Below are 26,773 nucleotides of genomic sequence, written 5' to 3' on the forward strand. Positions count from 1 at the left end.
TTATGTCTAAGAAGATGTGATTCTATTGCGACACAAGTAGTTTCATATCGCGGAAGATCTGAAAAGCGCCGCGTGCCGTCCGTCAAGTAAGCCGCTGGTCGACGGCCTCGATTCGCGTGGCCGTGCCGACTACGCCTCGCCGAGTGCCACCACGGTCGTGGGCGGCGACTTGTCCGCCCGCTCACTGACACCCGCTCCCGCCTCATGCCGTCGCACCGGCCGGGCCGGCCGTCGCGGACGCGACAGCCGTCTCCGTGCCGAGGAGCGGCACCTCGAACCGTACGGACACCTCGACCTCCGCGACACCCTCCGCGATGGCGCAGGACCGCAGGGACGCATGGTTGGCCACCGCGATGGCCTGTGCCCGGTCACACGCCTCCTCCGGAGCCGCGAGGGTCCAGCGGGCGGCGCCGAGCGCGGCGAGGTCCGCGGCGCTCTGCGCCCGGTGCCGCGCGACCCGCGCGAGGCCCGCCTGGACGACGACCATCGCCGCCAGCCAGACGACGGCCATCAAGGTGATCGACCAGATGGTCGCCGAGCCCCGCTCCCGGGCAGGACGCACCACGTCCGCACCGGCGGGCACGCCCCTCATCGGCGTTCCTGCGTTCCGACGTCGTCCAGGTGGGGCGAGGAGCGGCCGCCACCATGCGCTTCGCCCGGGCCGGCGTCCCGCTCCCGTCTCGTCCGCGCTCCGGACATTTTGGGCGCACCCGACGATATGGACAGCGGCGGCAGAGCCGGGGTCGCGGGTCCTGGCGATCCGCGCGGAGTCGACGGCATGGACCGGGCGGGCCTCAGTGTGGCGGACCCGAGCGACCTGGGCGGAGTCGACGGCATGGACCGAGCGGGCCCGAGTGTCGCAGAGAGCGACCCGGGCGGGGGCGGGAGGACACCGGGTTCGGTGTCGGAGACGGCGCTCGCCCTGAGGCGAACCGGGGGCAGGAACGACCTCCACAGCGGCCGGACGGTCGCGGTCACCTCGACCCGGACGGTGCCCGCTCCCGCGGCGACGGACACGGTGGTGTCCGCCGGAGCCAGTCGCAGGACCACCGCACGCACCTGTTCCGGCGCCTCGCCCCGGGCAGCGGCCCGGGCGCCCGCCCGGGCCGCGTCCACACATCGCAGCTGGGCGTCCGTGGCCGCCACCGCCCACAGGGAGGCGGTCAGGACCAGAACCAGTGCCGGAAGCGCGACAGCGGTTTCCGCCGTCACCGAACCCCGCTCCGGCCGGCGCGTCGTCCCAGGCATCTCAGGCGGCCAGCTTCAAGGCCTTCTGGATCAGCGCGGCCAGCATGGACCGCACCTCCGCGCTGGTGACGATCTTGTAGAGGAGCGCGGCGAAGCCGCAGGCGGCGATCGTCCCGACGGCGTACTCGGCGGTGGACATGCCCGCGTCGGCCCTCGTCCTCGCCTGCACCACCCATTGGATGCCCAGCTTCCGCGCCCGGCTTGTGGCCCTTCCGACGGCTCGCCGCATACCCGGCCATCCTCGCTTCGGCCCGGACGCCATGGCCGCGACGACGGCCGGGCCGACGAGCCACGCCCCTCGCCCACAGGCGAGGTCGAGCACCCGCCACACGGCATCGCCGAGCGCCGTCCACCGTCCTGAGCGTGCCCGGTGCCGGCCCGCGCCCGCCGCCGATCGCCGCCGGGGCTCGCTGTCCGTCCGGCTCGTCCGGCCGGTCGCCGCCGCGTGCCTGCTCATCGGTCCTCCTGACCCGTGTGGGGCGGCTCGTCCGCCCTCGTCCAGGCCAGGTTGCGGCAGGACGGGCGACCCCGTTCGGGCCGAACGCGGTTCTGTGGACAACGCTCCCGCCGAGCGCGTTCTCCACAGGGACCGCAGCCCTGCCCGAATACCGATCACGCTGGTCATGGGGCTTCGGCGAACCGCCGTACCCCGCACTGTCCACAGGTGTGGATGGCGGTGTCCACAGGCTGTTCACGGCAGGAGGATCTGACCCGCCAGGCCCGCGACCATGGGGATGACTCCGAGGAGGACGAAGGCCGGGAGGAAGCAGAGCCCGAGCGGAGCCACGGCGTGGACGCCCACCCGTCGTGCCGCCGCCGATGCCGTCGCCCTGGCGGTTCGTCGGGCGTCGTCGGCGAGCCTGGTGAGGACGTCGGCTACCGGCGCGCCGCTCGCAGCGGCACGGACCATGGCCCTGGACAGGGCGGCGAGCGAGGGTTCGGCCGAGAGCCCGGCCCAGGCGTCCTCCGGGGCCGCGCCGAGGCGCAACTGAGCGCCCACCCAGGTCAGCCGCTCGCTCACCGGACCCGGCATCGCGGCGGCGGTCGTCTCCACGGCTCCGCTCATCGGCTGTCCTGCCCGCAGGCAGGCGACCATGAGGTCGACGGCGAACGGGAGATCCGCCTCCATACGCGCCCGCCGCCGCCCGGCCTCGGCGGGCTCCCGACGACGGACGGCGATGAAGACACCCGAGGCCGCCGCCACTCCTGTCACCAGGCCTGCGGGCCCTCCGACCAGTAGGAAGAGCGCGAACCCCACAGGCAGCGCGACGGCCGCTCCCCGGCGGGACATGCTCTCGCCTTCCGGCGGGCGCGCCGTCGCGCCGGCCTCCCCGCGTGTACGCGGCGACGCGATGGCGGCGAGACGCCCGGCGGCCGAAGGACGAGCGGGCCACGCCAGCACGGCCAGCGTCGTCAGAACCCCGGCCAGCACGCAGATCATCCGTCATCGCCCTTCCGCCGGCGGCATGCGTCACCGGCCTTCCCCTGTGCAGGAACACTCGCTCCCCTGCGCCCGACGCCCGACGATTCCGCGCCCGGCGCTGTGGCACTCGACACCATGGGGTGGGCCGCCGCGCCCCGCGCCCGACCCTGCGCCGACTCCGTTGCCGACCTGTTGCCGGCCCTGTTGCCGGTCAGCGCGGGCCGGAGCCCGGGGGCTCCTCCGCCCGCGCGACGAGCCTGTGGGTCCACAACAGGCCGGCGGCGTCCAGGGCGAGCCCGGCGACCAGGCAGGCGAGACCCGCCGGGCCGCCGAGCAGGAACGACAAGGGGTTCATGCCGAGACCCGCGGCCATCAGCAGCCCGAGCGCGGGCAGGCCCGCCAGCATCCGGGCGGTCGCCCTGGGTCCGGAAAGCTGGGCCGCCACCTCCTCGCGATGCGCCTGCGCCTCCCGCAGCGACACGCACACCCGTTCCACCAGCGCGGTCAGACCACCGCCGGCGGCCACGCTCACCCGCCAGCACACGGCCAGCCGGACCAGGCCCTCCCCGCCTCGGGCCGGCGCGGCGGCGAGCAGAGCGGCCGCGACGTCACCGCCGTCTCTCGCGGCGGCGATCACCGGGTCGAGCGCCGCGGGGTCCGGCGGCCGCACCGACGAGACGGCCCGCGCCAGGGCGTCACCGGGAGGCCGGCCCGCCGCCAGTTCGGCCGCGAGGCCCTGGCACAGCTCCAGGGACACCGCTCGCCAGGCCGCGGCGGTAGCGCCCGGACGCGGGGGCCTGGCGAGTGCCGTCCACAACCGGCCGGAGCCTCTTGTCCCCCGCCGTGCGCCGGTGAGACGGGCCAGCCGCGCCGCCGCGGGCTCCGGCCCGGCCCACAGCCAGGCGGCGAGCGCCGTGGCGAGCACCGCGGCCAGCCCCAGGGACAGGAACCGGCCGTCAGCGGGCGGCACGACGGCCTCCCGGCTCCGGGCAGAGGTCCCGCAGCGTGCCGAAGGACGGCCCCCGGCTCACCCGGCCCTCCGCGTCGAAGGCCAGCGCCGGCACCGCCGTCACCAGGCCGGACGGCCCACGTTCGAGGACGCAGACCTCCGCGACCCGGCGCCGGCCGCCACCTGGTTCCCGTACGAGGTGGACGACGAGGTCGAGGGCGGCGGCGATCTGGCTGTGCACCGCCTCCCGGGACAGCCCCGCCGCGCAGGCGAGCGCCTCCAGCCGGGCGGGCACGTCCGCGGCGTTGTTGGCGTGCAGCGTGCCGCAGCCTCCCTCGTGACCCGTGTTGAGCGCCGCCAGCAGGTCGACGACCTCCGATCCGCGCACCTCGCCCACGACCAGGCGGTCGGGCCGCATGCGCAGGGCCTGCCGTACGAGATCGCGCAGTCCCACGCCGCCCGCGCCCTCCAGGTTGGGCGGCCGGGCCTCCAGCCGTACGACGTGGGGGTGGGCCGGGTGGAGCTCCGCGCTGTCCTCGACCAGCAGCAGGCGCTCGTCCGGACCCGCGAGGGAGAGCATGGCGCTGAGCATGGTCGTCTTGCCGGTGCCGGTCCCTCCGGTGACCAGGAACGCCAGCCGCGCCGCCATAATCGCCCTAAGGATCGCGGCGCCCTCCTCCTCGGCGAGTTCCTCCAGCGCGAACGTCCGCCGCGACGGCAGCCTGAGGGACAGGCAGGTCCCCTCGGCGGCGATCGGGGGAAGCACCGCGTGCAGCCGCACGCCACCGGCGAGCCGGGCGTCCACGTAGGGGCAGGCGTCGTCGAGGCGCCGTCCGGCCGCCGCGGCCAGGCGCTGGGCGAGGCGGCGCACCTCGTCGTCCCCGGAGAACGTCACGCCCGTGCGGCGCAGGCCGTCCCCGTCGTCCACCCACACCTCTCGCGGCCCGTTGACCAGCACGTCCGTGACACCCGGCTCGGCCAGCAGGACTTCGAGCGGCCCGGCGCCGATGAGATGGGCACGCAGGGTGCGCGCGACGGCGAGCACCTCGGCGTCGCCGAGCACCGCGCGTTCCGCCCGCAGGGCCGCGGCCACCTGGGCGGCGGTGGGCGCGGCGTGGGCGTGCGACAGCCGTACCCGGACGGCCTCGACCAGGTCGGCGCTCACGCCGGGCACGGTCGCCGGGCCCTCGCGGCTCATCGGCCCTCCGTCGCCGGCGGCGACCACCCGGCCCGGCCGGCGCCGAGCCCGCCCGGCAGGGAGTCGAGCAGATCCGCGCAGAAGCGCCCGAGCGGGGCGCGGCCCAGCGGCGGCGGGTCTCCCCGGTCCAGGATCTCGGCCAGTCCGCGTACCTCGGGGAGCACGCCCGCGCACGGAACGGCGAGGGAGGCCGCGACGACCTGGGAGTCCAGCGATCCGGCCCGCATCACCAGGCGCAGGTCGCCGGTCCCGGGGCGCAGCAGCGTCACGGTCTGGGCGGCGGCGAGCGCTCCCCGGAGGTCGGCGGGGACGACGACGATCGTCGCCGCCGCCCTTGTCAGCGCCTCCGCCTCACCCTCCCCCACATGGCGTGGCAGGTCCACGACGACCAGGTCGCACCCGCGCCGCGCGGCGTCGAGCACGGCGCGCATCGCCTCGCGGGGGATGCGCACGGGCTCCCCGCGGTGCGCCGAGAGCACGGTGAGCTCTCCGAAGGTGGGCAGCGCCTCCTGGAGCGCGGCATAGCTCACCCGGCCCTCCCGTCCGGCGACGTCGGGCCAGCGGGCGCCCAGCGCCTCCTCCTGGCCGAGGAGCACGTCGATGCCGCCGCCGAGAGGGTCCGCGTCGACGAGCAGCGTGCGGAGCCCGCGACGCGACGCCGTGAGCGCCAGGGACGCGGCGAGGACGGTGGCGCCCGCACCGCCCTTGCCGGCGGCGACGCAGACGACCGTCCCGGCCCGGGTCTCCGGCTCGGCCGCGTCGCCGAACTCCTCGACCAGAAGCCGCTCGGCCTCGGGCAGTTCCAGCACGGTGCGCGCGCCCACGGCCACGCATCTGCGCCACATGTCGGGATCGCCGGCCGCCCGCGTGACGACGACCACGTTCGGCCGGGGCGGCGGGCCGGTCACGGCGAGGTCGTCGGCCAGGTCGGCCCCGACCACGACCAGCGGCGCCCGGATCCAGTACGGCCGGGCATGGGCGGCCGCTTGGGCGACGTCCAGTTCGACGCCCGCCGCGGCGGCGATGCGGAGCAGATCGTCGAGGAGTTCCTGATCGTCGGTTACGGCCAGCGGGCGTTGCATCGGCTTCTCCCTGTCGTCCGGGAGCACCACGATGCGGCAGGACCGGAACCCCGGCGGGGCGCGGACCGGGTCCTGTGGACGACGCGCGTTCTGTGGACGACGCCGCCACCATCCGGACGCGGGGCAACAGCGGAGACCGATGGGAGGCCGATCGGAGAGCGCACGGAGACCGGCCGGAGCCGGCCGGAGAAAAAGGGCGACCCCCGCCGGGGGGGATAGCGGGGGTCGCCGTGGGTCCGGCTCTGGGGGGGTAGAGCCGGGCCGTTATTCCGAAAGCTTTAAACACGAAGCCGGGGCGTGGCAAGAGGTCCGCCGCTCCGATGACACAGATGCCGCCTCTGGGGGGAGACGCACCCGTATGCTGCCTGATCGGGAGAGGTAGGTCGAGCCCGCCGCCGATTTGAGTAAAATTTTTTCTCCGAGTCAGTGTTACATGTGAACACGCGCAATCGCAACGGTGCGCCAGGGGGCGCATCGCATCACGTGCCCCGCCTCGCCCCATCCTTCACAGGCGTCACAATCAGGAAAAAGGGTGCTAAAGAGGATGAAGGGCCATGAAAGTCGCATACTCTCGGTAAAGCTTCCGCGCCCAGGGCTTTCCATCCCGAGGATTCGGACGTAAAAAGGGATTACGGGCCTGAGGGTCCGCGTACCGCATCGGGTACCCACGCGCGACCAGCCGCGGGAGGCGTGTCGAGACGGGCTTGACCCGCTCCGACAAATACGAGGTGCACGCTTGGTAACCCGGTGACGTGTACTTGCGACGGCGTTCCACACCAGGGACGCCGTCCGCTTTGTCGGCCTGCCGAACGCCCGAAACATAGGCGTGCCGGACACCCCGGAACATCGGCGTGCCGGACACCCCAGAAGATGCGCGGCTCCCCCCGGCTTCCCCCGGAAAAAACGCCGGACCCCCCGCAAAAGGGGTCGCTCAGCGGGACATGGCCTCGCAGATCGCCGTCGTCTCACGCACCCCGAGCACGACGGCCGTGGCGCAGTGCCGGATCCAGGTCCCGACGCCCTCGCCCGTCCCCTTCAGGTACGACCTCAGGCTCTCCGCGTACGCGTCGCCCAGATCGGCGTGCCCCACCTCGACGGCGGCGAGCGACTTGGGATCGAGACCGAGGCCGACGAGCGTGAGCCGTTCGGCGGCGCGGGCGACCAGGCCGTCGGCGACGCCGAAGGGCCGCAGCACCACCAGTTCCGCGTGCACGACCGCGGCGAGCACGAGCGCGGGCACCGTGGACGAGCCGGTCACGAGCCCGGCCAGCGCCGACATGCGGGCCGCGGTCTCCTCTGGACCGGGGGCCGGGCCGAGACCGAGCGGATCGGCGGTCGTGGGAACCGTACGCGGCCTCCCGGGGTCGGCCGTCAGGCCCGCGGCCGCCAGCGTGTGCAGCCGCGCGAGGACCTGACGCGGGGCCGGCCGCCACGTGGCAGTCAGCCGTCCGAGCTCGGCCGACGCGCGCAGCGCGCCCTGCGCCACCGGGTCGGCCACCTCCCCAGTACGCAGCTGCTCAAGAGGCACGTCGACGCCTTCGAGCGCGGCGGAGGCGCGGGCCCCGCGCAGCGCCGACTCGGCCGACACCTCGGGACCGCGCCGCCGCAGCACCCGGTGCCGGTAGAGCCGGTCGACGGCCTCCCGGGCCTCCTGTACGGCCTCGGGCACGCCGGGCAGCCCGGCGACGACGGCCAGCGGATCGCTCACAGCCCCCGACCATACCGGCCGGTAGGAAGTCGTTCGCCGAGGAGGTGCGCCCGCTCACCGCAGACGCGCGTACGCGATCTCGGCGGGCTTCCCACCTGTCACTAAGTTTGCCGGTCATAGCCCTGTTACCACGGACAACGCGAAGCTACGGCGTGCCTGCCCGGATTACTTGTACTTGACGCCGCTCGCCTGGTGAAGTGGGACACGACATACCCCAGCTTGGCCGAGGCGGCCGAACGAGAGACAACCCGAAGACGCTGTGAAGGAGTACGGAGTGGCCACCGAGACCCCTGGTCAGGAAACCCAGGAGACGCTGTCGAACCTGCTGAGTGAGACGCGCCGGTTCGAGCCTCCCGCGGACCTGGCGTCGGCCGCCAACGTCACGGCGGACGCCTACGAGGAGGCCGCCCAGGACCGGCTCGCCTTCTGGGAACGCGCCGCGGAGCGCCTCACGTGGGCAGAGCGCTGGGACACCACGCTGGAGTGGAAGCCGCCCTTCTCCAAGTGGTTCGTCGGCGGCAAGCTGAACGTCGCCTACAACTGCGTCGACCGTCACGTCGAGGCCGGCCGGGGCGACAAGGTCGCCTACCACTGGGAGGGCGAGCCGGAGGGCGACACCCGTACGATCACCTACGCCGACCTGCAGAAAGAGGTCGCCAAGGCGGCCAACGCGCTGGAGGAGCTGGGCGTGCGCAAGGGCGACCGGGTCGCCGTGTACATGCCGATGATCCCCGAACTGCCGATCGCGCTGCTGGCCTGCGCCCGGATCGGGGCGATCCACTCGGTGGTCTTCGGCGGATTCTCCGCGTCCGCCCTGAAGAGCCGCATCGACGACGCCGACGCCAAGATCGTGATCACCGCCGACGGCGGATACCGCCGCGGCGCCCCGAGCGCGCTCAAGCCGACCGTGGACGAGGCGGTCGCCGACTGTCCCGGGATCGAGCACGTGCTCGTCGTACGCAGGACCGGGCAGGACGTCCCGGTGAACGAGCGCGACGTCTGGTGGCACGACCTCGTCGAGCGCCAGCCCTCCGAGCACGAGCCCGTGCCGCACGACGCCGAGGACCCGCTCTACATCCTCTACACGAGCGGCACGACCGGTAAGCCCAAGGGCATCCTGCACACCACCGGCGGCTACCTCACCCAGGTCGCGTGGACCCACCACGCCGTCTTCGACCTCAAGCCCGAGACCGACATCTACTGGTGCACGGCCGACATCGGCTGGGTCACCGGGCACTCCTACATCGTGTACGGCCCGCTCGCCAACGGCGCGACCAGCGTGATCTACGAGGGCACCCCGGACACCCCGCACCGGGGCCGCTTCTGGGAGATCGTGCAGAAGTACCAGGTCACGATCCTCTACACCGCCCCCACGGCGATCCGTACGTTCATGAAGTGGGGTGACGACATCCCTGCGAAGTACGACATGTCGTCCCTGCGCGTACTCGGCTCGGTCGGCGAGCCCATCAACCCCGAGGCGTACGTCTGGTACCGCGAGCACATCGGCGCGAACCGCTGCCCGGTCGTGGACACCTGGTGGCAGACCGAGACGGGCGGCATCATGATCAGCCCGCTGCCGGGCGTCACGGCCGCCAAGCCCGGCGCGGCCATGCGCCCGCTGCCCGGCGTCGTGGCCGACGTCGTCGACGACCAGGGCGAGTCCGTGCCGAACGGCGGCGGCGGCTTCCTCGTGGTCCGCGAGCCCTGGCCGGCCATGCTCCGCACCATCTGGGGCGACGACCAGCGCTACATCGACACCTATTGGTCGCGGTTCGAGGGGATGTACTTCCCGGGCGACGGCGCCAAGCGCGACGAGGACGGCGACCTGTGGCTGCTCGGCCGGGTGGACGACGTCATGCTCGTCTCCGGGCACAACATCTCCACGACGGAGGTCGAGAGCGCGCTCGTCAGCCACCCGAAGGTGGCCGAGGCGGCCGTCGTGGGCGCCACCGACCCGGTGACCGGCCAGGCCATCGTGTCCTTCGTCATCCTGCGCGGCGGCGCGGAGGAGAGCGAGGACATCGCCTCCGAACTGCGCGCCCACGTGGCGAAGACGCTCGGCCCGATCGCCAAGCCGCGGCAGATCCTGGTGGTGCCCGAGCTGCCGAAGACCCGTTCGGGCAAGATCATGCGCCGCCTGCTGCGCGACGTCGCCGAGAACCGGTCGCTCGGCGACGTCACCACGCTCACCGACAGCTCCGTGATGAACCTCATCGCGGAGAAGCTGCCCAGCGCCAAGAGCGACGACTGATCCGCCGGCCCGGCCCCCGGGCGGTTCGGTGATCGGAGGCCGCGGACGGATCGTGGAAGGCGTGGACGGAGCCTGCGTCCACGCCTTCTCCGTCCCGGCTTTCCTGTGGCCCGGCTTTCCCGTGGCTCGGCTTGTCCGCGGCCCCGGCTTTCCCGCGGCCCCGGCGGCGGCGATGCGCCGTGACGGGGAGACGCCGGATCGCCTTCGGCGTCATAATCCAGCCGCCTGTGGGCAGGTCCCCCGCATGCCCGCCGGGCGGGCTGAGGTTGTCCACAGGCGGGGGTCTTCCTGTTCGCGTGCGCGGACGGAGACGAGATGATGTTTGATAGTCGCAGATAGGAGATCGCTGATGCCCGAGGACGAATCGCTCGGCGCGCTGGTCGCCCAGGCGAGCCATCACATCTCGACCCTCGTACGGTCGGAGATCGAGCTGGCGAAGGCCGAGCTCAAGTTCGACGCGAAACGGGTCGGGATGGCCGCCGGGATGTTCGGCGCCGCGGCCTTCATCGGGCACCTGTGCCTGATCCTGGCCTCGTTCGCGATCGCGTACGGCCTCGTGGCGCTCGGGCTGGCCACCTGGCTCGCCTTCACCATCGTCACCGTGTTCTACCTCCTGATGGCCGGGCTGCTGGTCTTCGTCGGCTACCGCCGGCTCAAGGGGCTGGCCGGGATGAAGCGCACCATGCGGAGCCTGCGTGGCCTCGCGGGCCCCGAGGAGGCGGAGGCGCCGCTGCCGGAGACGGCCCCCGTCCCCGCCATGGCGGCCGAGACTCCCGCACCGCCGCCCTACACCGGCCCGACGGCCGGGCAGGTGGGCGCTCACCGGGAGTCCATCCGTGATGGCCACTGACGAGTCGCTGATCGAGGCCGACGGCCCCTGGACGCACCGGGTCGTGTACGCGGGCGGCGTGCGGTTCCACGTGGCGGAGGCCGGAGACGGGCCGCTGATCCTGCTGCTGCACGGGTTCCCCCAGTTCTGGTGGACCTGGCGGCACCAGCTTCCGGCGCTGGCCGAGGCCGGCTACCGCGCCGTCGCCGTCGACCTGCGCGGCTACGGCGGCAGCGACAAGCCGCCGCGCGGCTACGACCTGCCCACGCTGGCCGTGGACGCGGCGGGCCTGGTGCGGGCGCTCGGCGAGACGAGCGCGATCGTGGTGGGTCACGACTGGGGCGGCCTCCTCGGCTGGACGATGAGCGTCCTCGATCCCAAGGTGGTGCGACGCCTGGTCCCGGTGTCGGCGCCGCACCCGCTGCGCATGCGCGCCGCCCTGTTCACCGATCCGCTCGGCCAGCTCAGGGCCAGCCGCTACGGCCTGGGCTTCCAGCTTCCCTTCCTCCCCGAGCGGAAGCTCACCCGGCGGAGCGGCGCCGCCGTGGGGCGGATCATCGACAGGTGGGCCGGGCCGCAGTGGCCGGGCGACGGGGCGACCCGCGTCTACCGCGACGCGATGCGGATCCCGACCGTGGCGCACTGCGCCCTGGAGTACTACCGCTGGTTCGCCCGTTCGCAGATCCGCCCGGACGGCTTCCGCTACGCGCGGCAGATGCGCGCCGAGGTCGAGGCCCCGACGCTGCAGATGCACGGCGCGCTCGACCCCTGCGTCCTGCCGCGGACCGCCCAGGGGTCCGGCCGGTTCGTCGCCGCGCCGTACCGGTGGCGGCTGATCGAGGGCGCCGGGCACTTCCCGCACGAGGAACGCCCCGGCCAGTTCAACACCGAGCTGATCTCCTGGCTCGCCGACCCCGAGCCCGACCGCTGATCCCGCCCCGCCGTTCGTGCGTGCCACCCGCGGCCAAGGGCCGGAACCCTACCCGTGATCTTGCAGAAGATAGTAGAAATGTGCCCTGAAGTGGCCCAACTTCTTGGTTGATCTATCGCGTCCGCCGGGAAGGTCGCTGGTCCTTCGGTCGCCGTGAACCGCCCACGCGCCCTGAGGAGAGACCATGCGTGACCGTGACGAAGCGGGACGTCCCCGCAACGCACGCCCTCGTGACGAGTACGGCAGGCCACTGCCCCGGGGGGCCGAAGGGGTTCCCCGCGTGCCCGACGACTACGCCCCCGGCCCGGAGGAGGCGCTGGAGCAGGCCAGGAGCCTGCTCGCCGACGGACGGCCGTTCCACGCGCACGAGGTGCTGGAGGCCCGCTGGAAGACCGGCCCCGACGAGGAACGCGAGCTGTGGCAGGGACTGGCCCAGATCTGCGTCGGTCTCACGCACCTCCAGCGCGGCAACCTCTCCGGCGCCGCCGCCCTGCTGACCCGTGGCTCCGCCCGCCTCGGCGCGTACGGGTCCACCCGGCCCTACGGGCTCGACCTGCGGGCTCTGGCCGTACAGGCCGACGCGATCACGACCGCGATCGACGAGGGAGACGCCGTCGCCGGCACGGCGATCTCCGCGGTCCGCGCCCTCCTGACCCCGGCCGAGCCCTAGGAGCGCGGAGCTCAGTCGCAGCCCTCGGTGCTCACCGGGCCGACCGCGTGGCTGCCGTCCTGGGCGTCGGGCAGGACCTCCTCGGCCGTCATGGCGAAGCCCGTCTCCGGCGTGTCGGTCGCGGCGGCGAAGATCACGCCGAACACCTTGCCGTCCGGGCTCAGCAGCGGCCCGCCCGAGTTGCCCGGCTGCACCTTGCCCCGGATGGCGTAGACCTCGCGCTCGACCTTCCGCTTGTTGTAGATGTCGTACATCTCGGCGCGCTGCTTGACCCTGATCCGCGCGGCGAGCGGGGTGAAGCCCTGGTCCTTCGGATATCCGGCGATGATCGCGCTGTCGCCCCTTCTGGCGACCGTGTCGAAGCGCAGCGTCCCGATCTGGAGGTCGGGGACGAACAGCACCGCGATGTCGCGTTCGGGGTTGTACAGCACCACCCGGGCGTCGTGCTGGTCACCGCGGTAGTCGGTCACCCGCAGTCCTTCGGTGACCCCGGCGACGACGTGGGCGTTGGTCATGATCCGCTGCCGGGAGTAGACGAATCCCGTCCCCTCGATGCGCTTGCGGCAACTCGGCGCGGTGCCCTGCACCTTGACGATCGCCCGGCGGGCCCGGACCAGGGAGGGGCTCGCGTTGATCAGGGTCTGGTCCGGCGGCGCCACGTTCTGGCCGCCGATGGAGGTGATGACCTGCGGCCAGTCGGAGGTCTCCACGAAGTCCCTGAACGGCTTCTGCAGGGCCCGTACGCCGTCCGGGATGGCCTCGTCGACGGTCTGCAGCACCAGCGAGCCGTTGATCTGCTCCTTGATGAGCGCGAAGCTCATCGAGACCATGAGCGAGCCGATGAGCCAGGCGATGACCAGGACCGACAACCCGCTGGCCACCGACCCGCCGAAGGCGTCGACCATCCGGGCGGGCTCCCAGGTGACGTGGCTCCGGGCGACGGCGCCGATGGTCGAGGACGCGAACTGCCCGATGGTCGCCGCCAGGAAGACGATCACGATCGCCAGCAGCGCCCGCTCGGTGTCACCGCTCACGATCGCCCCGGCCAGCGGAGGCGCGATGAACATCCCCAGAACGGCGCCACCGACGAATCCGATGAAGCTGAAGGCCCCGATGATGAATCCCTGCCGATAGCCGGATACCGCGAAGGCCACAACCAGGCCGATCAGGATGAGATCCAGAAGATCGCCGCTCACAGCTACCACGGTATCCAGCCACGCCATTCGTCGTGCGGGCGTCCCTGGAGTCTCATCGATATCGTGACGACATGGGGGTATCGGAACGGCCACCCGCGGCTGGGGACCGCGACGACGGCGCGCGGGGCCCAGAAGACGCGAAGGACACGGCGGACGCGAAGGACACGGCGGACGAGGCCGCGGGGCGAGGCGACGGCGGCGGGGAGCCCGCGCACGAGCTGATCAGGATCGCGCTCACCGACACGGACCCGGACGGGCCGGTCAGGTGGCGGGCGATCACCACACTGCAGGCGCGGGGCGACCCGGAGACCTTCGCCCTCGCCCGGCGGCTCTGCGTGAGCGCGGACCCCGCCGAGCGGGTGCTGGGGGCCGACATCCTCGGCGAGCTCGGCCGGGACCATCCCTTGAGGGACCGCACGCTGCCCGTGCTCCGCGCGCTGGCGGCGGACGAGGACGATCCGAGGGTGCTCTACTCGGTGCTGATCGCCTTCGGCCATCTGCGCGACGGGAGAGCGCTGCCGTCCGTGATCGACCTCGCGGCGCACGAGCACCCCACCGTCAGGTACGGCGCGGCCTACGCCCTTCCGCATGTCATGGGCGATCCGCCCGACACCGCGGGACTGGCGGCACTGCGCCGCCTGGCGGCCGACGCGGACGAGGACGTCGCCGACTGGGCCGCGCTCGGCCTGTCCCTGAACGGCCTGGCGCCGAACGCCGCGCCCACGAAGCGAAGCTCAGCCTCGCGCGGCCAGGTCGACGACCTCGGGGGGCAGGTCCTCGATCCGTGATCGATCCCAGGGCCGCTCGAAACCGGCCGCGGTCAGCACGCCGTCGAGCACACCGGCGGTGAAACCCCACACGAGCAGGCCCCGTACGCGGAACGCCACGGACGGGACCACTCCGCGCGGGTGACGCAGCCGCAGCCGGTTGGCGGGGTCCACCAGCTCTTCGATCGGCACCCGCTCGACGGTCTCGACCTCGTCGGGAGAGGCCGCGTGCACGGCGCACGGCGTGTGCCACCAGCCGAGCACCGGCGTCACCCGGTTGTCGCTGTGCCAGATGTAGAGCTCGGGCATGGTGCCGACGACCTCGACGCCGGCGGGGTCGAGGCCGGTCTCCTCCCCGGCCTCCCGCAGGGCCGCGCCGACCGGACCGTCGTCGTCGGGGTCGACGCCGCCGCCGGGGAACGCGGGCTGGCCGGCGTGCACCCGGCCCTTCGAACTGCGCTGGATGAGCAGGATGTCCGGGCCCTGCGGCCCTTCGCCGAACAGCAGCAGGACCGCCGCCGAGCGACCGGCGCCGTTCGCGGGCGGCCGCAGCGCGGTGGGGACAGGGCTGTGCGCGGCCTTCGCGGCGAGCCGGGTCAGCCAGTCGGGAGCCGCGACCACCTCCACCACGACCACCTCCACATCGTCGGGGCGGCCGGGCACGCGGACATGCGCCGGCCGGGTGTGCCGTACAACCATCGGCGTGGGCGCGAACTTCCCGCCGGTCTCCCACCGCTTTCCCGACCGGCTTCACACCGAGGACGCGCCGGGGAGGCGCCGTTCACCGGACTCCCGGCACCGGGGCCGGGAGGCGTCAGGAGAACGGGCCCGCCTTCACAAGCTTGCGGGCCTCCTCCGGATCCGTGGGACCGGTGCCGTACGACGGGCAGAGCTCGGCGAGAGGACACGCGCCGCAGGCAGGCCTGCGGGCGTGGCAGATGCGGCGACCGTGCCAGATCAGCCGATGGGACAGCATGGTCCACTCCGGCTTCGGGATCAGCTCCCCGACCTCGTGCTCGATCTTGACGGGATCGGTCTCGGCCGTCCAGCCGAACCGCCGCGTCAGCCGCTGGAAGTGCGTGTCGACGGTGATCCCGGGCACGTCGAAGGCGTTGCCGAGCACCACGTTGGCCGTCTTGCGGCCCACGCCGGGCAGCTTGACCAGGTCGGCGAGCCTGCCGGGGACCTCTCCCTCGTGGCTCTCGCAGAGGGCCTGCGCCATCCCGATGATGCTGTTGGCCTTCGCCCGGAAGAACCCGGTCGACTTGATGATCTCTTCGAGCTCCGCGCGGTCGGCGCCCGCGTAGTCGGCCGCCGTCCGGTACTTGGCGAAGAGCACCGGCGTGACCATGTTGACCCTCTTGTCGGTGCACTGCGCCGAGAGGATCGTGGCGACCAGCAACTCCAGGGGATTGCCGAAGTCCAGCTCACAGTGGGCGTCGGGGTAGGTCTCGGCCAGGATCCGGTTGATCCGCCGCGCTCGCCGCACCAGGCCCAGGCGGGTCTCGGCCTCGCGTCGGCGCCGTCGCGGGACAGCCGTGTTCACGGCCGGGTTCGTCGCCATGCCGCAAGCGTAGGCCCTCCGGCGACCGCCCACCTCCCGTCCCGTCGGGTCGACCGCCTTGTCATACATGCCGCATATGCTGCCCGTATTTGCCAATTTGTCCGTACGCAGCGCAATACACTGTGCCCGTAGGGGGACGGCCGGCCGCCCGAGCCGGTCGAGCGCGGGATGGGCGTAAGAATGGGTTTCGCGAAGATTGTCTAGTTTCGCCAGGCGCGACGCACACGACTGCGAGCCGGGGCCGGCGCTCGTACGACGCAACAGGACACCCCGTAATGCGCCGGGAAGGGTGTGGGTCACAATGGCTAGCACGGAGCCGGCGACCGAGCGCGCCCGCAGCAAGGAGGCACCGTGAGCACCGAGGAAGTACTGAGCAAGGCGCCGCTGTTCTCCGCGCTCGACCGCGAGAGCGCCGCGGCGCTGCGTACGAGCATCACCGAGGTGGAGCTGCCCAAGGGGCGCACCCTCTTCAGTGAGAACGAGACGGGCGACCGGCTCTACGTGGTGCTCGAAGGCAAGATCAAGCTGGCGCGCACAGCCCCCGACGGCCGGGAGAACCTGCTCAGCGTGCTCGGCCCGGGCGAGATGTTCGGCGAGCTGTCGCTGTTCGACCCCCGCCCCCGCACCGCCTCGGCGATCGCGCTGACCGACGTCCGCCTGGCCGGGCTCGGGCACGACGACCTCCGCCCGTGGCTGACCGGGCGGCCCGAGGTCGCCCTCCACCTGCTGCGTGCCCTCGCGCAGCGGCTGCGCCGCACCAACGACGTGCTCGCCGACCTCGTCTTCACCGACGTGCCCGGCCGGGTCGCCAAGCAGCTTCTCGACCTCGCCGACCGCTTCGGGCACAAGACCGACGACGGCATCCGGGTGCACCACGACCTCACGCAGGAGGAGCTGGCCCAGCTCGTGGGCGCCTCGCGCGAGACGGTCAACAAGGCCCTCGCCGACTTCGCCCAGCGCGGCTGGCTGCGCATCGAGGCCAAGGCCGTCGTGATCATGGACAGGGAACGGCTCTTCAACCGCTCCCGCTAAAGGGTGGTCTTGAGGTAGTCGAGCTGGGCCGCGACCGACATCTCGGCGGCCGGCCACAGCGCCGGGTCGACGTCGGCGTAGATCATCTCGACGATCTCCCGCGCGTCCCTGGCGCCCCTGCGGATCGCCTCGCGGACCTGCTCCAGCCTCATCCGGCGGTGCACGACGTACGCGTTCAGGACCCCGGCGGGATCGGGCAGGACGGGGCCGTGGCCGGGCAGCAACGCGGTGGCCTCCAGCATCTCCGCGCCCTGCCTGAGCCGGTCCAGGCTGCGCAGGTAGTCGCCGAGGTCCCCGTCGGGGGCGATCGTCGTCGTCCCCCGGCCGAGGACGGTGTCTCCCGTGAGCATCGCCCGGTCGCCGGGCAGCCAGAAGCACAGCGAGTCGAACGAGTGCCCCGGCGTGGCGACGACCCTGACCTCCACGTCGCCCGCAGTGACGACGTCGCCGTCGTCCAGGCCCTCCTCGCCCAGGCGGTGCCGGGGGTCGAGCGCCCGCACCGGAGCGCCGAGCAGGCGCGCGAGCGGGCCCGCCCCCTCGCTGTGGTCGGCGTGCCCGTGCGTGAGCAGTACGGCCGTCACCCGGCGGCCGTCCACCCGCTCGGCGACCCGCCGCAGGTGCGCCTCGTCGTCCGGCCCGGGATCGACGACCAGTACGGCGTCCGCCCCGCCGACGATCCACGTGTTGGTGCCGTCGAGCGTCATCGGCGACGGGTTGGGCGCCAGCACGTTCACGGCGGTCGCCGTACCCGCCCCGTCCGGGCCCTCCGCGCCGTCCAGGGGAATGCGCAGGCCGCTCACGCGCCCGCCCTCCCCACCTCGGGGATCTCCTCGGGGATCACCAGCACCATCCGGCCGTCCACCTCGGCAGGGGCGGGCATGATGGTCGTGATCGACCGGGAACAGGACAACACATCGCCGATCGTCTCGAAAGCGGCGATCTCGGTCAACGTCCGCAAGGTCGGCGGCATCAAGAACGCCGTACGGTCCCGCGCGGCGGCCAGGGCGTCCCCGGGCCGCATCCACGCCACCTCGGACGCCTCGCCGCCCACGTCACGCGTACGCTGCCCGGACGGCAACGCGGCCACGAAGAAGCGGGTGTCGAACCGCCGGGTCTCCATGACCGGGGTGATCCAGTGTCCCCACGCCTTGAGCAGGTCGGACCGCAGCACCAGCCCCCGCCGGTCGAGGAACTCGGCGAACGACAGCGTGCGCGCGATCAGCGCGAGGCGGTCGGCCTCCCAGTCGTCGCCGGTGGTGTCGGTCACCACGGTCCGCGGGCCCGGCCCGGCGAGGAGCACGCCCGACTCCTCGAACGTCTCGCGTACGGCGGCGCAGACGAGGCCCCGCGCCGTGCCCTCTCCGGTCCCCAGGAGCGCACCCCACTCGGCGGGCGAGGGACCGGCCCAGGCCACGGCCTGGTCGGCGTCCCGCGGGTCGACCGACCCACCGGGAAACACGTACGCGCCGGCCGCGAAGGCCATCGTCGCGTGCCGCCTGAGGAGATACACCTCAAGGGGGTCGTCGCGGAGCAGCACCACCGTGGCCGCGTCACGGGCCGGGACGGGAGCCAGACGGCCGGCCAGGATCTCCCGCGCCCGCTCGCCGAGATGACCCGGCAGCGGAAACCCCATGGAGCCCTCCCAACCAGAACAAGGATCGGTCCGACCGGCCCCATGCTCCCGTACGCCGTCCCGTGACCGCAATCGACGGGTCTCCGACGCGCCACCCTGCGGCGGTCAGCGGACCTCCGCGACGACCTCCACCTCCACGGCCGCGTCGAGCGGCAGGACCGCCACGCCGACCGCGCTCCGCGCGTGCCGCCCCGCCTCGCCGAACACCTCGCCGAGCAGTTCGCTCGCGCCGTTGACGACCTGCGGCTGCCCGGTGAAACCGGGAGCGCTCGCGACGAACCCGACCACCTTCACGATCCGCACGACCTGCGACAGATCGCCGACGACGGACCGGATGGCCGCCAGCGCGTTGACGGCGCAGATCCGCGCCTGTTCCTTCGCCTCCTCGGGCGAGACCTCCGCCCCGACCTTGCCGGTGACGCTCAGCTCGCCCTTCACCAGCGGAAGCTGGCCCGAGGTGTGGACGTGGCCGCCCGTCCGTACGGCCGGCACGTACGCGGCCAGCGGAGGCACGACCTCGGGCAGCGTGATCCCGAGCTCGGCGAGGCGCTCCTCCGGAGTGGCCATCACTTGGGCCGCTTCATGTAGGCGACCAGCTGCTCCGGGTTGGGCCCCGGGATGACGGAGACGAGCTCCCACCCGTCTTCACCCCAGTTGTCCAGGATCTGCTTCGTAGCATGGGTGAGCAGCGGCACCGTGACGTATTCCCACTTGGTCATGGGCAAAGGCTATCGAGGCACAGCCTCTCCGCGCTCGGGGACGACCGGCGCGAATCGGCAGGTGAGCCTTGGGTAGCCTTCCTCACGTGGGCGAGTGGAGCAGGCACGCCGACGGGAACTACCGCGCGACGATCCGCGGAGGCGATCTCGCCGGCCGGCCGGAGGAGGCACGGTGAGTCAGCCGACCAGCAGGCGCGGCGGAGGCGGGGAGACCCGCGACACCGACTGGGACGGCGTGCGGCTGCACGTGGTGAGCGGCAAGGGCGGCACCGGGAAGACGACGGTCGCCGCGGCGCTCGCGCTGGCCCTCGCGGCGGGCGGACGCAAGGTCCTGCTCGTCGAGGTCGAGGGACGGCAGGGCATCGCCCAGGCGTTCGATCTCCCTCCGCTGCCGTACGAGGAGCGCAAGATCGCGGTGGCGCCCGGCGGCGGGGACGTGTACGCGCTGGCCATCGATCCCGAAGAGGCCATGCTCGAATACTTGGAGATGTTCTACGGCATCAGGCGGGTGGGCAAGGCGCTGACCCGCATCGGCGTGGTCGACTTCGCCACCACGATCGCCCCCGGCCTGCGGGACGTCCTGGTGACGGGCAAGACCAGCGAGGCCGTACGGCGCCGCGACAAGCTGGGCCGGAGGGTGTACGACGCGGTCGTCATGGACGCGCCGCCGACCGGCCGCATCTCCCGCTTCCTGAACGTGACGCAGGAGGTCGCCGGGCTCGCCCGGGTCGGTCCGATCAAGAACCACGCCGACCTGGTGAGAGGCGTCCTCGCGTCCCCGGAGACGGCGGTCCACTTCGTGACGCTCCTGGAGGAGATGCCGGTCCAGGAGACGCTGGACGGCGTCGCGGAGCTCCGGGAGACCGGGCTGCCGGTCGGCGGGGTGTTCGTCAACATGGTGCGCCCGGCCCTGCTGCCCGCGCGGGCGCTGAAGGCCGCCGCCGAGGGCCGGTTCGACGCCGCCGAGATCGCGCTCGGCCTGAAGGCCGCCGGGCTGGCCGACGCCTCCGCCGGCGCCTCGGCCATCGCCGAAGCGCTCGCCGAGGAGGTCGCCGAGCACGCCCTGCGCGCGGAGCTGGAGAGACGGGAGCGCGCGGAGCTGGAGGAGGCCGGAACGCCGCGGTACGACCTGCCGCTGCTGCCCGACGGCGCCGACCTGGCCGGGCTCTACGAGCTGGCCGACGCGCTGCGCGCCCAGGGCGCCGTGTGACGCCCGCCGACCGATTTCCCGCCCACCGACTGAGAGGCTGAGCTGTGACCAGGACGGCGCCCGCGCTGGACATCGACGCGATTCTGGACGACCCGGACACCCGGATCATCGTATGCTGCGGCTCCGGCGGCGTCGGCAAGACCACGACGGCCGCGGCCCTCGGGCTGCGCGCCGCCGAGCGCGGCCGCTCCGTGGTCGTCCTGACCGTCGACCCCGCCCGGCGGCTGGCCCAGGCCATGGGCCTGACCGAGCTCGACAACACGCCCAGGCGGGTGGACGGCGCCGACGGCGGCGGGGAGACCGGCGGCGAGCTCCACGCGATGATGCTCGACATGAAGCGGACCTTCGACGAGATCATCGAGGCGCACGCCGATCCGGAGCGGGCCGAGCAGATCCTGACGAACCCCTTCTACCAGTCCCTGTCGTCCAGCTTCTCCGGCACGCAGGAGTACATGGCGATGGAGAAGCTCGGCCAGCTCCGCCGCTCGAACGAGTGGGACCTGATCGTGGTGGACACCCCGCCCTCGCGGTCGGCGCTCGACTTCCTCGACGCGCCGGAACGGCTCGGCCGGTTCCTCGACGGGCGGCTCATCCGCATCCTCACGGCGCCCGCCAAGGCCGGCGGGCGCAGCGCGTTCAAGCTGCTCAACGCGGGCTTCGGCGTGGTCGCCGGCATCCTGACGAAGGTGATCGGGGCCCAGGTGCTCCGGGACATCCAGTTGTTCGTCACCGCGCTCGACGCCGTGTTCGGCGGGTTCCGCCAGCGGGCCGAGCAGACGTACCGGCTGCTCCAGGCGCCCGGGACCGCCTTCCTCGTCGTCGCCGCGCCCGAGCGCGACGCGATGCGCGAGGCGTCCTACTTCGTCGAGCGGCTCGCCGAGGAGCGCATGCCGCTGGCCGGGCTGGTCGTCAACCGGGTGCACCGGTCGCCGGCGCCCTCGCTGTCCGCGGCCCGGAGCTCCGCCGCCGCCGAGGACCTGGAGGCCCGGGGCGAGCACGAGCTGACCGCGGCCGTACTGCGGCTGCACGCCGGAAGGATGCAGCTCGCCGCACGGGAACAGCGCCAGCGGGAGCACTTCACGTCGGCCCATCCCACGGTGCCGATCGCGCAGGTGCCCGCGATGCCGGAGGACGTGCACGATCTGGCGGGACTTCGCCAGATCGGGCAGCTCCTCGCGTCGTGACGTCCGGCGCCCCTCGGGGAGGAGGCCGGCCGCCGGTCAGCCGGCGATCAACTCGTTGGTCCGCTCGTACTCCTCTTTGGCGGACTCGAGCAGGTCCCGCCAGGACTCCACGTCGGGCCGGCGCCTGAGCAGCGCGCGGCGTTCCCGCTCCGTCATCCCGCCCCACACCCCGAACTCGATGCGGTTGTCCAGCGCATCGGCGAGGCATTCGGTACGGACGGGGCATCCACGGCAGATGAGTTTCGCCCGGTTCTGGGCGGCGCCTTGCACGAAGAGCGCGTCAGGATCCGCACCTCGGCAGGCGGCACGGGAGGTCCAATCCGTGATCCACATGTGCGACCCCACTCCCCTTAGGTGGTCAGTCGTTGTTTCGGCCGACGGGCGCGGGCGTCGGGCCTCCTGTATTGCAGTAGCCGCAGAGGAGAACGTACGCAACGAAACGATCGATCCGACATACCCCGGGGGGACCAAATTCGTACATGGTCAAGTCAGGCCATGTGGCCGGGAATGACTAGTCCCCCCTCCCCGGGGTAATGCCGAGCCGTGAGGCCGATGCCTGGTGAGGCACCAAACGGACGTACCCTTGGTTCCGTGCAAGCTCACGGTAAAACACTGGCATCTCGGTCAGCCGCCGTCCTGCGCCTCGTGGGCGCCGCGGGAGTCGCGGGCGTGCTGGCGGCGGCGATTGCACTACCCGCCGTGGGCGGGGCGGGCGTTTCGGTCAAGTCCGGTATCGAGACCCTGAGCCTCAAGCCGGCCGACCTCGACGAACCGCCACTGCCCGAGAAGACCGTACTCCTCGACGCGGACGGCAAGCCGTTCGCCCAGTTCTACTTCGAGAACCGGGAGTCGGTCCCGATGGACCGCATCGCCCCGATCATGCGGAAGGCGATCGTGGCGATCGAGGACTTCCGCTTCTACGAGCACGGCCCGCTCGACCTGGAGGGCACGACCCGCGCGCTGGTCAAGAACATCACCACGGGCGGGGTGACCCAGGGCGGTTCGTCCATCACCCAGCAGTACGTGAAGCAGGTGCTGTTCAACAAGGCGGAGACCGACGAGGAGAAGGCCGCCGCCGTGGCGCCGACCGTGGGGCGCAAGCTCAACGAGATCCGGTACGCCATGACGATGGAGCAGAAGTACAGCAAGGACGAGATCCTCAACCGGTATCTCAACATCGCCTACTTCGGCGCCAGCGCGTACGGCGTCGAGGCCGCCTCCAAGCGTTTCTTCGGCAAGCACGCGTCCGAGCTCACTCTGGCCCAGGCCGCGACGCTGGCGGGAGCCGTACAGGACCCGAACGCCACCGACCCCAACCGGGGCAAGACGTTCCGGGACCGGCTGCTGGCCCGGCGCAACGTCGTGCTCGACCGGATGGCCGAGTTGAAGATCGTCACCGAGGCCGAGCGCGACGAGGCCAAGAAGAAGAAGCTGGGGTGGAAGGACAAGGAGATCCCCGGCGGCTGCGAGGAGAGCGGCTACCCGTACTTCTGCCTGTACGTGCGCAACGAGATCCTCAACGACCCGCAGTTCGGCAAGTCCAAGAAGGCCCGGCAGGACTTCCTGGCGCGAGGCGGCCTGACGATCAGGACCACGCTCAGCTCGAAGATGCAGAAGGCCGCCGAGAAGGCGATCAAGAAGTACGTCCACCCCTCCGACAAGCCGGTCGCCTCCGAGGCGCTGGTCGAGCCGGGCACGGGCGCCATCAAGGCGATGGCCGCCAGCCGGAAGTTCGGCACCAGCAAGAAGAAGAACGAGATGTCGATCAACGTCGTGGCCGACGCGCTGCACGGCGGCGGCGCCGGCTTCCAGGCGGGATCGACGTTCAAGGTCTTCACGCTGATCACCGCGCTGAAGGAGGGCTACAAGTTCAACGACGGCCTCAACACCGGCGCGACCTTCCAGGCCAGCGGCCCCTCGGCGTTCAAGGACTGCAACGGGAACCTCGTCGGCGACCCCCGGGGCGTCCAGCACAACTCCGAGGGCGGCAGCGGCGGGTTCCTGACCCTGCAGACGGGCACCTGGAAGTCGGTCAACACCTTCTTCATGGCCCTGGAGCAGCGGGTCGGGCTCTGTGACGTCGTCAAGACCGCCAAGGACCTCGGCATCAAGCGGGCCGACGGCGGCAAGCTGCGCGAGTTCCAGACGTTCACGCTCGGCTTCAACGAGATGGACCCGGTGACCGTGGCCAGCGCCTACGCGGCCATCGGGGCGCGCGGCAAGTACTGCAAGCCCATGGCGATCACCGAGATCACCGACCGCTTCAACAAGGTGACCTCGTTCAAGCCGTCCTGCAAGCAGGCCATCGAGACCGAGGTCGCGGACGCGGTCACGCACATCCTGGCGGGCGTGTTCACCAAGGGCACCATGTCCCCCGTCGGCGGCATCGGCCGGGACGCCGCGGGCAAGACCGGCACCGGCGACCAGTCCCGCACCGTCTGGTTCGCCGGCTTCACTCCCGACCTCGCTGGCGCCGTCAGCCTCGGCGACCCGCGCGGCCCGATGCGGTACCCGCTCCCCGGCCAGGTGATGGGAGGCCGGACGTACGGCTCGGTCTTCGGCGCCACCATCCCGGGACCGATCTGGAAGGCGACGTTCCTGTCGGCGCTCAAGGGCGTGGACAAGTCGTCGTTCACCAATCCGGACATGTCGCGGTTCGGCGGCTGCGCCCACCAGTGCGCGCCCCCGCCCAAGCCCAAGTCGGAGCCCGGCGGCCATGGCGGTGGTCCCGGTGGTGGTCCCGGCGGTGACGGCGGGCGCGGCGGCGGCAACGGCCGCGGGCCGGACCGGCCGTTCGGCAACCAGCCGTTCGACCCCTTCAACTGAGGTCTTCGACCGGCTTCCCTTCCGGTGGGCCGCTCCTCTCCAGAGGGGCGGCCCATCGGCGTACGGGGACTCTCCGGTCTCCCGGGCACTCCGGTCTCCGGGCACTCGGCGGAGTCCGCCCGGCCCGGTGTCGCGGAGGTCAGGCGGACAGACGGGCGCGTACGGCCTGGGCGACGCGGCCGCCCTCGGCCCGGCCCGCGACCTTCGGGTTCAGGACCTTCATGACTTGGCCCATCGCCTTGGGGCCCTGTGCCCCGCTCTCCGCGATCGCCTCGTCGACGAGCGCGTTCAGCTCGTCGTCGCTGAGCTGGGCGGGGAGGTACTCCTCCAGCACCGCCTGCTCGTCCAGCTCCGCCTGCGCCTGCTCGGCCCGACCGGCGCCCGCGAACGCCTCGGAGGCCTCGCGACGCTTCTTGGCCTCGCGGGTCAGGATCTTGACCACCTCGTCGTCGCTGAGCTCGCGGGCCTCCTTGCCGGCGACCTCCTCGACGTTCACGGCCGCCAGCGCCATCCGGATCGTCCGGAGGCGCACCTCGTCACGAGCCTTCATCGAGGCCGCGAGGTCGGCCTTCAGCTTGTCCTTCAACGCACTCATGCGTCCCATCTTGCCGTGCCGGGGGCCCGGTCTTCGCCAGGTTATGCGGGAGGCGGCGCGAAGGTCGGGCATCATGGCTGTGTGAGGAAAGCCGCCGCGATTCCCCTGTCAGTGCTCGGCCTCGGCGTCGCCGGTGCCGGTTACGCCGCCGTGATCGAGCGGAACTGGTTCCGGCTGCGCCGGTTCGACGTCCCCGTTCTCGCTCCCGGGCAGCGGCCGGTCCGGATCCTGCAGATCTCCGATCTGCATCTCACCCCCCGCCGCGACCGGCTGATCAAGTGGGTGCGGTCGCTGGCGTCGCTCAACCCCGACCTCGTCGTGAACACCGGCGACACGCTGGCGCATCCCGACGCGGTCGAGGCGTACATGCGTGCCGTGGATCCGCTGCTCGACCGGCCGGGCCTGTTCGTCTACGGCTCCAACGACCTCTACGCCCCCCGGCCGAAGAACCCCGTCCGCTACCTCTGGCGTACGTCGAAGGGCGACTCCCGGCAGCACGTGCCGAACCTGCCCTGGGAGGAGCTCGGCGCCGCGATGCGGGAGGCCGGCTGGCTGGACATGAACAACACGACGGCCCGCCTGAAGGTGGCCGACCTCGACGTCCACGTGGGCGGGATCCACGACTCCCACATCGACCGGGACCGCTACGACGACATCGCCGGCCCGGCTCCCGCCGACGCCGACCTCCGCCTGGGCGTCATGCACTCGCCGGAGCCGCGCAACATGTCGCGCTTCGCCGATGACGGGTACCAGCTGCTCCTGGCCGGCCATACCCACGGCGGCCAGCTCTGCATCCCGTTCTACGGCGCCCTGGTCACCAACTGCGGCATCGACCGCGCCCGGGTCAAGGGCCTGAGCAGGCACGAGAGCTCCTGGCTGCACGTCTCGGCCGGCCTCGGCACCTCCCCGTACGCGCCCGCGCGTTTCGCCTGCCCGCCCGAGGCGACCCTCCTGACCCTCGTCCCGCGCCGGCCGGTCGCGTCCGATGGCACAAGCGGCCGCAAAGTCCGCTAGACTTGCCGAGGCGCAGGACGAAAAGTCCAAGCGACCGGGGTGTAGCGCAGCTTGGCAGCGCGCTTCGTTCGGGACGAAGAGGCCGTGGGTTCAAATCCCGCCACCCCGACCATGTAGTACCAGCTGAGAGGCCGGTTCCGAAGATCGGAACCGGCCTTTTGCGTTGCTGAGTGACTAACTGAGTGACTACGGCTTCGGAGGGTACGGATCTCCCAACCGAGGCCACTCCCAGTGGAACCACTCTCGGGGCAGAGTCTCACGCATAACGTTGATGGCCTCAGGTGTGCGCCCGTGGATCCTGAGACCGGCTCGACTCCATGGCCGATGCCAAGGCCCACTCAGATGCTCGTACTCATCGGGGATGGAGTGGAACCGGTCAAGGGAGACGATCACGTCCTCCCCGACGTACCAGCGGCTCGCTGGGGCGCATTCCATATGCCCAATGGGCAGTGGCGGAAGCGCCAAAGGCGTGAATTTGCGCTCCACATCGGCGATTTCGTTTTCGAGCAGCTCCCCATGCATCTCCCGAGCGCCATCCAGGCAGGCGGATTCGACGAGCATCATCTCGATACAGGCAGTGGACAACCGTTCGGTCCACGCGATCCCACCTTGATGCTCGGGTCTGTCCAATCAACGGTGTAACTCGGTCTTGATTGGTTCTATCGGGCGGTTGGGGTCAGGCGGCCTTCGAAGGTGATGGCGAAGGCGTTGAGGGCGGCCTTCCATCGGGTCACCCAGCGTTTG

At 72.0% G+C, this 26,773-nt stretch carries 27 protein-coding genes and 1 tRNA gene; 11 read left to right on the forward strand and 17 right to left on the reverse strand.

What is annotated here, in order from left to right; genetic code table 11:
* Positions 1–202 precede the first annotated feature (202 nt).
* The 8 genes from HHX40_RS34345 to HHX40_RS34380 all read right to left on the reverse strand — a co-directional run bounded on the left by HHX40_RS34345 (position 203) and on the right by HHX40_RS34380 (position 7,608).
* Positions 203–592: an Rv3654c family TadE-like protein gene (locus HHX40_RS34345; protein WP_182883877.1), complete on the reverse strand. Its 390-nt coding sequence runs from the start codon at positions 590–592 to the stop codon at positions 203–205.
* Complete coding sequence (locus HHX40_RS34350; protein ID WP_182883878.1) at positions 589–1,248, reverse strand: TadE family type IV pilus minor pilin; 660 nt, start codon at positions 1,246–1,248, stop codon at positions 589–591. Before HHX40_RS34350 ends, HHX40_RS34345 begins: the two co-directional genes overlap by 4 nt.
* Position 1,249: 1 nt before the next feature.
* Complete coding sequence (locus tag HHX40_RS37425) at positions 1,250–1,705, reverse strand: DUF4244 domain-containing protein (RefSeq protein ID WP_259404159.1); 456 nt, start codon at positions 1,703–1,705, stop codon at positions 1,250–1,252.
* Positions 1,706–1,939: 234 nt separating this feature from the next.
* Positions 1,940–2,689, reverse strand: a complete 750-nt coding sequence (locus tag HHX40_RS34360) for a type II secretion system F family protein (RefSeq protein WP_182883879.1) — start codon at positions 2,687–2,689, stop codon at positions 1,940–1,942.
* 193 nt (positions 2,690–2,882) lie between these two features.
* Positions 2,883–3,641, reverse strand: a complete 759-nt coding sequence (locus HHX40_RS34365; protein WP_310738402.1) for a type II secretion system F family protein — start codon at positions 3,639–3,641, stop codon at positions 2,883–2,885.
* Positions 3,628–4,818, reverse strand: a complete 1,191-nt coding sequence (locus HHX40_RS34370) for a TadA family conjugal transfer-associated ATPase (protein WP_182883880.1) — start codon at positions 4,816–4,818, stop codon at positions 3,628–3,630. The genes HHX40_RS34365 and HHX40_RS34370 overlap by 14 nt, the downstream gene beginning before the upstream one ends.
* A complete protein-coding gene (gene ssd, locus HHX40_RS34375; RefSeq protein WP_182883881.1) occupies positions 4,815–5,900 on the reverse strand; it encodes a septum site-determining protein Ssd in 1,086 nt (361 codons plus the stop codon). Before ssd ends, HHX40_RS34370 begins: the two co-directional genes overlap by 4 nt.
* A gap of 931 nt (positions 5,901–6,831) precedes the next feature.
* The gene (locus HHX40_RS34380) at positions 6,832–7,608 is read right to left on the reverse strand and encodes a Fic family protein (protein ID WP_182883882.1); all 777 of its coding nucleotides are present in this window, start codon (positions 7,606–7,608) and stop codon (positions 6,832–6,834) included.
* Between the two features lie 274 nt (positions 7,609–7,882).
* Between HHX40_RS34380 and acs the strand changes: the two genes are divergently transcribed.
* The 4 genes from acs (at position 7,883) to HHX40_RS34400 (ending at position 12,289) form a co-directional block, all read left to right on the forward strand.
* Complete coding sequence (gene acs, locus HHX40_RS34385; protein WP_182883883.1) at positions 7,883–9,859, forward strand: acetate--CoA ligase; 1,977 nt, start codon at positions 7,883–7,885, stop codon at positions 9,857–9,859.
* Positions 9,860–10,208: 349 nt separating this feature from the next.
* Positions 10,209–10,709, forward strand: a complete 501-nt coding sequence (locus tag HHX40_RS34390; protein WP_182883884.1) for a phage holin family protein — start codon at positions 10,209–10,211, stop codon at positions 10,707–10,709.
* On the forward strand, positions 10,699–11,619 hold the full coding sequence (locus HHX40_RS34395; RefSeq protein ID WP_182872934.1) for an alpha/beta fold hydrolase: 921 nt from the start codon (positions 10,699–10,701) through the stop codon (positions 11,617–11,619). Before HHX40_RS34390 ends, HHX40_RS34395 begins: the two co-directional genes overlap by 11 nt.
* A gap of 184 nt (positions 11,620–11,803) precedes the next feature.
* Positions 11,804–12,289, forward strand: a complete 486-nt coding sequence (locus HHX40_RS34400) for a DUF309 domain-containing protein (protein ID WP_182883885.1) — start codon at positions 11,804–11,806, stop codon at positions 12,287–12,289.
* A gap of 11 nt (positions 12,290–12,300) precedes the next feature.
* Here HHX40_RS34400 and HHX40_RS34405 read toward each other — a convergent pair whose 3' ends face one another.
* Positions 12,301–13,485 carry a MarP family serine protease gene (locus HHX40_RS34405; protein WP_182872935.1) on the reverse strand — a complete coding sequence of 395 codons (1,185 nt, stop codon included), beginning with the start codon at positions 13,483–13,485 and terminating at the stop codon, positions 12,301–12,303.
* Positions 13,486–13,556: 71 nt separating this feature from the next.
* Between HHX40_RS34405 and HHX40_RS34410 the strand changes: the two genes are divergently transcribed.
* Positions 13,557–14,273, forward strand: coding sequence for a HEAT repeat domain-containing protein (locus HHX40_RS34410; RefSeq protein WP_220499937.1), 717 nt, complete (start codon positions 13,557–13,559; stop codon positions 14,271–14,273).
* Here the strand turns inward: HHX40_RS34410 and HHX40_RS34415 are convergent.
* Together HHX40_RS34415 and nth are read right to left on the reverse strand one after the other, a co-directional pair.
* Positions 14,220–14,915: a CoA pyrophosphatase gene (locus HHX40_RS34415; protein ID WP_310738403.1), complete on the reverse strand. Its 696-nt coding sequence runs from the start codon at positions 14,913–14,915 to the stop codon at positions 14,220–14,222. The two genes, HHX40_RS34410 and HHX40_RS34415, sit on opposite strands and share 54 nt — an antisense overlap.
* 151 nt (positions 14,916–15,066) lie before the next feature.
* Positions 15,067–15,816 carry an endonuclease III gene (gene nth, locus HHX40_RS34420; protein WP_182872936.1) on the reverse strand — a complete coding sequence of 250 codons (750 nt, stop codon included), beginning with the start codon at positions 15,814–15,816 and terminating at the stop codon, positions 15,067–15,069.
* A gap of 351 nt (positions 15,817–16,167) precedes the next feature.
* On the opposite strand from nth, the gene HHX40_RS34425 reads away from it, so the two are divergent.
* On the forward strand, positions 16,168–16,848 hold the full coding sequence (locus tag HHX40_RS34425; RefSeq protein ID WP_111700476.1) for a Crp/Fnr family transcriptional regulator: 681 nt from the start codon (positions 16,168–16,170) through the stop codon (positions 16,846–16,848).
* Here the strand turns inward: HHX40_RS34425 and HHX40_RS34430 are convergent.
* The 4 genes from HHX40_RS34430 to HHX40_RS34445 form a co-directional block, all read right to left on the reverse strand.
* The gene (locus tag HHX40_RS34430) at positions 16,845–17,648 is read right to left on the reverse strand and encodes an MBL fold metallo-hydrolase (RefSeq protein WP_222867862.1); all 804 of its coding nucleotides are present in this window, start codon (positions 17,646–17,648) and stop codon (positions 16,845–16,847) included. The genes HHX40_RS34425 and HHX40_RS34430 overlap by 4 nt on opposite strands.
* Positions 17,645–18,481 carry an NUDIX hydrolase gene (locus HHX40_RS34435; RefSeq protein WP_182883887.1) on the reverse strand — a complete coding sequence of 279 codons (837 nt, stop codon included), beginning with the start codon at positions 18,479–18,481 and terminating at the stop codon, positions 17,645–17,647. Before HHX40_RS34435 ends, HHX40_RS34430 begins: the two co-directional genes overlap by 4 nt.
* Before the next feature lie 105 nt (positions 18,482–18,586).
* Positions 18,587–19,048, reverse strand: a complete 462-nt coding sequence (locus tag HHX40_RS34440) for a RidA family protein (protein WP_182872938.1) — start codon at positions 19,046–19,048, stop codon at positions 18,587–18,589.
* Entirely contained in the window at positions 19,048–19,200 is a 153-nt protein-coding gene (locus HHX40_RS34445) for a DUF4177 domain-containing protein (RefSeq protein WP_076440089.1), read from the reverse strand. The genes HHX40_RS34440 and HHX40_RS34445 overlap by 1 nt, the downstream gene beginning before the upstream one ends.
* 172 nt (positions 19,201–19,372) lie before the next feature.
* Here HHX40_RS34445 and HHX40_RS34450 point away from each other — a divergent pair, with 172 nt between their 5' ends.
* Both HHX40_RS34450 and HHX40_RS34455 read left to right on the forward strand, forming a co-directional pair.
* Positions 19,373–20,410 carry an ArsA-related P-loop ATPase gene (locus tag HHX40_RS34450; protein WP_310738404.1) on the forward strand — a complete coding sequence of 346 codons (1,038 nt, stop codon included), beginning with the start codon at positions 19,373–19,375 and terminating at the stop codon, positions 20,408–20,410.
* Positions 20,411–20,454: 44 nt separating this feature from the next.
* Positions 20,455–21,594: an ArsA family ATPase gene (locus HHX40_RS34455; RefSeq protein ID WP_182883888.1), complete on the forward strand. Its 1,140-nt coding sequence runs from the start codon at positions 20,455–20,457 to the stop codon at positions 21,592–21,594.
* A gap of 36 nt (positions 21,595–21,630) precedes the next feature.
* On the opposite strand, the gene HHX40_RS34460 is transcribed toward HHX40_RS34455, so the two are convergent.
* Positions 21,631–21,927, reverse strand: coding sequence for a WhiB family transcriptional regulator (locus HHX40_RS34460; protein ID WP_030506755.1), 297 nt, complete (start codon positions 21,925–21,927; stop codon positions 21,631–21,633).
* 312 nt (positions 21,928–22,239) lie between these two features.
* Between HHX40_RS34460 and HHX40_RS34465 the strand changes: the two genes are divergently transcribed.
* A complete protein-coding gene (locus HHX40_RS34465) occupies positions 22,240–24,420 on the forward strand; it encodes a transglycosylase domain-containing protein (RefSeq protein WP_310738405.1) in 2,181 nt (726 codons plus the stop codon).
* Between the two features lie 139 nt (positions 24,421–24,559).
* Here the strand turns inward: HHX40_RS34465 and HHX40_RS34470 are convergent, their stop codons facing one another.
* Entirely contained in the window at positions 24,560–25,015 is a 456-nt protein-coding gene (locus HHX40_RS34470; RefSeq protein WP_111700472.1) for a GatB/YqeY domain-containing protein, read from the reverse strand.
* An 81-nt stretch (positions 25,016–25,096) separates the two neighbouring features.
* Between HHX40_RS34470 and HHX40_RS34475 the strand changes: the two genes are divergently transcribed.
* Complete coding sequence (locus tag HHX40_RS34475) at positions 25,097–26,029, forward strand: metallophosphoesterase (RefSeq protein ID WP_111700471.1); 933 nt, start codon at positions 25,097–25,099, stop codon at positions 26,027–26,029.
* Positions 26,030–26,064: 35 nt separating this feature from the next.
* Positions 26,065–26,141: transfer RNA gene (locus HHX40_RS34480), tRNA-Pro, on the forward strand.
* Positions 26,142–26,773 lie beyond the last annotated feature (632 nt).

It is taken from the genome of Microbispora sp. H10949 (genome assembly GCF_014161435.1).
Classification (GTDB): domain Bacteria; phylum Actinomycetota; class Actinomycetes; order Streptosporangiales; family Streptosporangiaceae; genus Microbispora; species Microbispora triticiradicis.

Excerpts from the sequence above, each read along its gene's own strand:
- HHX40_RS34345 (WP_182883877.1), bottom strand. The coding sequence starts at position 592 with ATGAGGGGCGTGCCCGCCGGTGCGGACGTGGTGCGTCCTGCCCGGGAG.
- HHX40_RS34350 (WP_182883878.1), bottom strand. The coding sequence starts at position 1,248 with ATGCCTGGGACGACGCGCCGGCCGGAGCGGGGTTCGGTGACGGCGGAA.
- HHX40_RS37425 (WP_259404159.1), bottom strand. The coding sequence starts at position 1,705 with ATGAGCAGGCACGCGGCGGCGACCGGCCGGACGAGCCGGACGGACAGC.
- HHX40_RS34360 (WP_182883879.1), bottom strand. The coding sequence starts at position 2,689 with ATGATCTGCGTGCTGGCCGGGGTTCTGACGACGCTGGCCGTGCTGGCG.
- HHX40_RS34370 (WP_182883880.1), bottom strand. The coding sequence starts at position 4,818 with ATGAGCCGCGAGGGCCCGGCGACCGTGCCCGGCGTGAGCGCCGACCTG.
- ssd (WP_182883881.1), bottom strand. The coding sequence starts at position 5,900 with ATGCAACGCCCGCTGGCCGTAACCGACGATCAGGAACTCCTCGACGAT.
- HHX40_RS34390 (WP_182883884.1), top strand. The coding sequence starts at position 10,209 with ATGCCCGAGGACGAATCGCTCGGCGCGCTGGTCGCCCAGGCGAGCCAT.
- HHX40_RS34395 (WP_182872934.1), top strand. The coding sequence starts at position 10,699 with ATGGCCACTGACGAGTCGCTGATCGAGGCCGACGGCCCCTGGACGCAC.
- HHX40_RS34400 (WP_182883885.1), top strand. The coding sequence starts at position 11,804 with ATGCGTGACCGTGACGAAGCGGGACGTCCCCGCAACGCACGCCCTCGT.
- HHX40_RS34410 (WP_220499937.1), top strand. The coding sequence starts at position 13,557 with ATGGGGGTATCGGAACGGCCACCCGCGGCTGGGGACCGCGACGACGGC.
- nth (WP_182872936.1), bottom strand. The coding sequence starts at position 15,816 with ATGGCGACGAACCCGGCCGTGAACACGGCTGTCCCGCGACGGCGCCGA.
- HHX40_RS34435 (WP_182883887.1), bottom strand. The coding sequence starts at position 18,481 with ATGGGGTTTCCGCTGCCGGGTCATCTCGGCGAGCGGGCGCGGGAGATC.
- HHX40_RS34440 (WP_182872938.1), bottom strand. The coding sequence starts at position 19,048 with ATGGCCACTCCGGAGGAGCGCCTCGCCGAGCTCGGGATCACGCTGCCC.
- HHX40_RS34445 (WP_076440089.1), bottom strand. The coding sequence starts at position 19,200 with ATGACCAAGTGGGAATACGTCACGGTGCCGCTGCTCACCCATGCTACG.
- HHX40_RS34460 (WP_030506755.1), bottom strand. The coding sequence starts at position 21,927 with ATGTGGATCACGGATTGGACCTCCCGTGCCGCCTGCCGAGGTGCGGAT.
- HHX40_RS34470 (WP_111700472.1), bottom strand. The coding sequence starts at position 25,015 with ATGAGTGCGTTGAAGGACAAGCTGAAGGCCGACCTCGCGGCCTCGATG.